General features: G+C 57.6%; 4 protein-coding genes. All 4 read right to left on the reverse strand.

What is annotated here, in order from left to right:
* Positions 1-72: 72 nt before the first annotated feature.
* The gene (gene hfq / locus WA989_RS13230; RefSeq protein ID WP_424340961.1) at positions 73-321 is read right to left on the reverse strand and encodes an RNA chaperone Hfq; all 249 of its coding nucleotides are present in this window, start codon (positions 319-321) and stop codon (positions 73-75) included.
* A 74-nt stretch (positions 322-395) separates the two neighbouring features.
* Positions 396-1,802, reverse strand: a complete 1,407-nt coding sequence (locus tag WA989_RS13235) for a hypothetical protein (protein ID WP_424340962.1) — start codon at positions 1,800-1,802, stop codon at positions 396-398.
* 42 nt (positions 1,803-1,844) lie between these two features.
* The gene (trkA, locus tag WA989_RS13240; RefSeq protein WP_424340963.1) at positions 1,845-3,218 is read right to left on the reverse strand and encodes a Trk system potassium transporter TrkA; all 1,374 of its coding nucleotides are present in this window, start codon (positions 3,216-3,218) and stop codon (positions 1,845-1,847) included.
* A 3-nt stretch (positions 3,219-3,221) separates the two neighbouring features.
* Positions 3,222-3,852, reverse strand: a 631-nt coding sequence (locus WA989_RS13245) for a sigma 54-interacting transcriptional regulator (RefSeq protein ID WP_424340964.1), incomplete at its 5' end; no start/stop codon positions are given.

The raw sequence follows: 3,852 nt of genomic DNA on the forward strand, positions 1-3,852 counted from the left end.
CTTGTGTCCACGGAATGACCACACCTGCCCTGTCGGCGGGAGGTGTGCGGTCGATCAGCTCTGAGCTCAAGATCAGTCTTCTGTCTTTTCCTCATCGAACAGTTGCACGGGCGCGCCCGGTGCAATCGTCGAGATGGCGTGCTTGTAGACGAGCTGGGGTGGCCGTCCATCTCCGCGCAGCAATACGCAGAAATTGTCAAACCAGGTGACGACCCCTTGAAGCTTCACGCCGTTAACGAGGAAGATGGTCAGCGGGGTGCGGGATTTTCGGACGGCGTTGAGGAAGGTATCTTGCAAGTTTTGTTTCTTATCTGACGACATGATCTTGTGCCTGTTCGTTATGCTTTTTTGCAGGCGCTAAATGGATTGTCACCCCTTGGCAAGGCCTCCGCCCCTTAACGCCGCCAAAATGACAGCGTGAGCACAGGAACGAAGGCGAGAACTTCCAGTCTGCCCAAAATCATGCCCAGTGAAAGCAGGATTTGGGCAACTTCGTTTCCCGCCAGTGACGTCAGATCAATGAGGCTTCCTGAATTGGTCAGGCCGCCAACTGTATTGGTTATGGCATCTTCGAAACTCTCGCCCGTAAAGGCAAAGAGCAGCAAACCCAGAACCGAGGCCATGATATAGGCGACCAGATAGACCCAGATACCCATAATCGTCCTGTCAGACTGGACCCTGTCCCTGAAAGTGAACGTCAACAGGGACTGCTTGTAGCCAACCCTGAGAAATTCCTGCCCGACACGCCGGCCCAGCACAAAGAGCCGGGCGAGCTTTATCCCGCCAGCCGCCGAAAGCGCCGCCCCGCCCACCAAGGCTGGGGCCAGCTGCAGGGCCAGGGGCAAGGCATGCGTGGACGCCGGCGAGACCAGCGCGATTCCGCTCGTCGACAAGGCCGAAAGCGACCAGCCAAGTGCGTTCAGGACTTCGAGACCGCTCAAAAATGCGAGAAGCGCGAAAACGGCGATTGCCATCGCAAAGGCGACCACTTCAGCATCCATAAGTGTCCTGCGAACCTTTCCGGACGCGGCAAGGATTAGCACGTAAAGCCCCAACGTTCCGAATATCAGCCCCACAGTCAGACCGATCGCGCGTGCCTCTCTGGTGACATCGGCGGAAACCCTGTCAGGATCGGCAAGCCCTGTGGTGAATGCGCTGACGGCATCGAGAAACGCTGTGTTGGCCGGAATGCCGCCGATAACCTCGATTGAGAATACGATCAGGATACATATGCTCGAAACCGTAATGACAGCGCGCAACACTTTCGGGATGGAATCGAAGAAGCTGTTGTCGGACAGGCTGAACAGGTGATTGCGATGGATGCCCGGTCCATCAAGGTTTAGCGCCGCCAGCACGGTTGCCGCGAAGGTGATCGTCGCCACCGCCCCGACAATGTGGAGGATGGCGCGCCATAGCACCAGCGATGCAGGCAACGGTGTGTCGGATGGCGGAAAGACGCTGTGGCCAGTTGTCGTCAAGCAGGAAACAGCTTCGTGCAGAGCTGTAATCGCACTCTGATTGGCAACCCCCATCAGGAATGGCGGCGCACAGATTATCGCCGAGACAAACCAGAAGAGTACCATGAAAGCGAGGCCATCCGGTGGTAGCGCCCTGCGCTTCGGTTTTGCGATCAGCACGATGGTGGCGATGGATCCGGTCGACATGATCACTGCGGTTGTCAGGAAGGATTTAAGTTGTGCGGCCTCGCCGGCAATCAGGGCGACAAGCCCGCAGAGGATCATCGCGGCGGAATAAAACAGGCCGCAAAGGGCCAGCATTCGGATGATCGCGGCGAAATTCATGCAGAGACCAACCCTCTAGCCAGGACCTCAAGCGGTCCGTCCTCAGAAAAAGTCTGCACTGACCCGGAAGAACTGCTCTACCTTCGAGGTCATGGACTGCTCATAGAACAGCAGGACGTGATCATTGGCGCGCGGAGCGACATTAGGCCCGGCAAATATGATTTCGCCGTCTCGAAGAACGGCTGCCGCTGTAATACCCTTCGGCAAGGCATCATAACCGAGCGATTTGCCGATCAACGGCGAGGTTTCGAGCGTCACGCCTTCTGCAATCTCGGCAGCGCCATCTTCCAGCGACTGAAGGGCCAGGATCCGGCCACGCCTCATTTTCATGAGAATTCTCGATACGGTCAGGGCTTTCGGATCAAGGACGGCATCGACCTTCATCTCACGTGCAAGGCTTGCAAGTTCCGGTGCGTTCACAAGCGCAAGCGCCCGCTTGGCGCCCATCTGCTTGGCAAGACGCGAGATCAGTATGTTGGCCTTGTCATCATGTGTGGTGGCAATCACGAGATCTGCGGAGATCGCATCTGATTCTTCAAGAATGTTGCGGGTCAGGCCATCGCCATGGATCACGATCGTACGGTTGAGGTCCGAGACGGCCTTCTCGGCCTGCGCCATATCAGCCTCAATGACGCGAACGCGCACGTCGGACTGCTTTTCCAGACCCCGAGCGACGTAGAGCCCGACATTGCCGCCCCCAACGACAACGACTTTGCGCATATCCGCATCGGGGCGGTTGAAAATGCTGTTGAGCCGGCTCGCTTGTGACTTCAGCACCGCCACATAGGCTGTATCCCCGACTTTCAGATGATCATTTCCGCGCGGCGCGAAAACATGGCCAGCCCGGTTAATGCCGACGACCCTTGCATTGAGACTGGGAAACAGGCCCTGGATCTGATCCAGCGCGGTATCAAGCACAGGACTGTCAGGCAGGACTTCGACACCGATCAATTGGACATCTCCGCGGCCGAAGTTCACGCTCATTAGCGCGCCTGGCGTCTTGAAGCGCTGGAGAATTGCATCGCCGACTTCGATTTCCGGCGAGATGACGAGATCGATGCCGAGCCCTTCGCGAGAAAAAAGCTGGCGCCAGGCCGGCTCCAGATATTGCTGAGCCCTGACGCGGGCGATCTTGGTTGGAATGCTGAAAAGCGTGTCTGCAACCTGACAGATCACCATGTTGATTTCATCGAAGTACGTTACCGCGATGATCATGTCGCAGGCCTCGGCGCCCGCCCCTTTTAACACGTCCGGGTGCCCGGCATGCCCCCGAACACCGCGGACATCGAGTTCTGTCTGGACCTTGTCGATGAGCTGGGCGTCCTGGTCAATCATGACGATGTCATGATTTTCCTGGGCCAGCCGACGGGCTATCCCCTGACCAACCCGGCCGGCTCCGCAAATGATTACGCGCATGGTCTAAACTTCCGAGCGGTTCGCCGACGCGTTTACACCAAGAGCTTTCAATTTTCTATGAAGAGCCGAGCGCTCCATTCCGATGAATTCCGCCGTTCGCGATATATTGCCATCGAAGCGGGTGATCTGAAGCGTCAGATATTCACGCTCGAATTGCTCACGTGCATCGCGCAGGGATAATCCGACCAGTTCAGCTGATGCGGATGGCCCGGCCTGGCCGTCGGCGGCGTGGCGCTCCTGCGGCAATTCATCGACCGATACAGGCCGCCTGGTATCATTCGGTGACAGGATCAGGATGCGCTCAACGAGATTTCGCAGCTGGCGAACATTTCCAGGCCATTCCATCGATTGCAGGACGGCAACCGCTTCGGCAGAAAAGCTCCTCGGATTGAGGCCTGTGCTGTCGGCGATCCTGCTGGCAAAGTGCTCGATGAGGTCGGGAATGTCATCGCGGCGCTCCGACAGAGGCGGCACCTTCACTGGCACGACGCTCAGCCTGTAGAACAGATCCTCGCGGAAGCGCTTGGCCTCTATTTCTTCTTTCATATCCTTCGTCGAGGCTGACATGACGCGTACATCGACGCGAACGTCTGACTTGCCGCCAACCCGCTGGAACCGCTGCTCTGTCAGGACC

Source organism: Henriciella sp., from assembly GCF_049649345.1.
Taxonomy (GTDB): Bacteria; Pseudomonadota; Alphaproteobacteria; order Caulobacterales; family Hyphomonadaceae; genus Henriciella.

What these genes read in the sequence shown, in the direction of transcription:
- WA989_RS13235 (WP_424340962.1), bottom strand. Translation starts at nt 1,802, where the DNA reads ATGAATTTCGCCGCGATCATCCGAATGCTGGCCCTTTGCGGCCTGTTT.
- hfq (WP_424340961.1), bottom strand. Translation starts at nt 321, where the DNA reads ATGTCGTCAGATAAGAAACAAAACTTGCAAGATACCTTCCTCAACGCC.
- trkA (WP_424340963.1), bottom strand. Translation starts at nt 3,218, where the DNA reads ATGCGCGTAATCATTTGCGGAGCCGGCCGGGTTGGTCAGGGGATAGCC.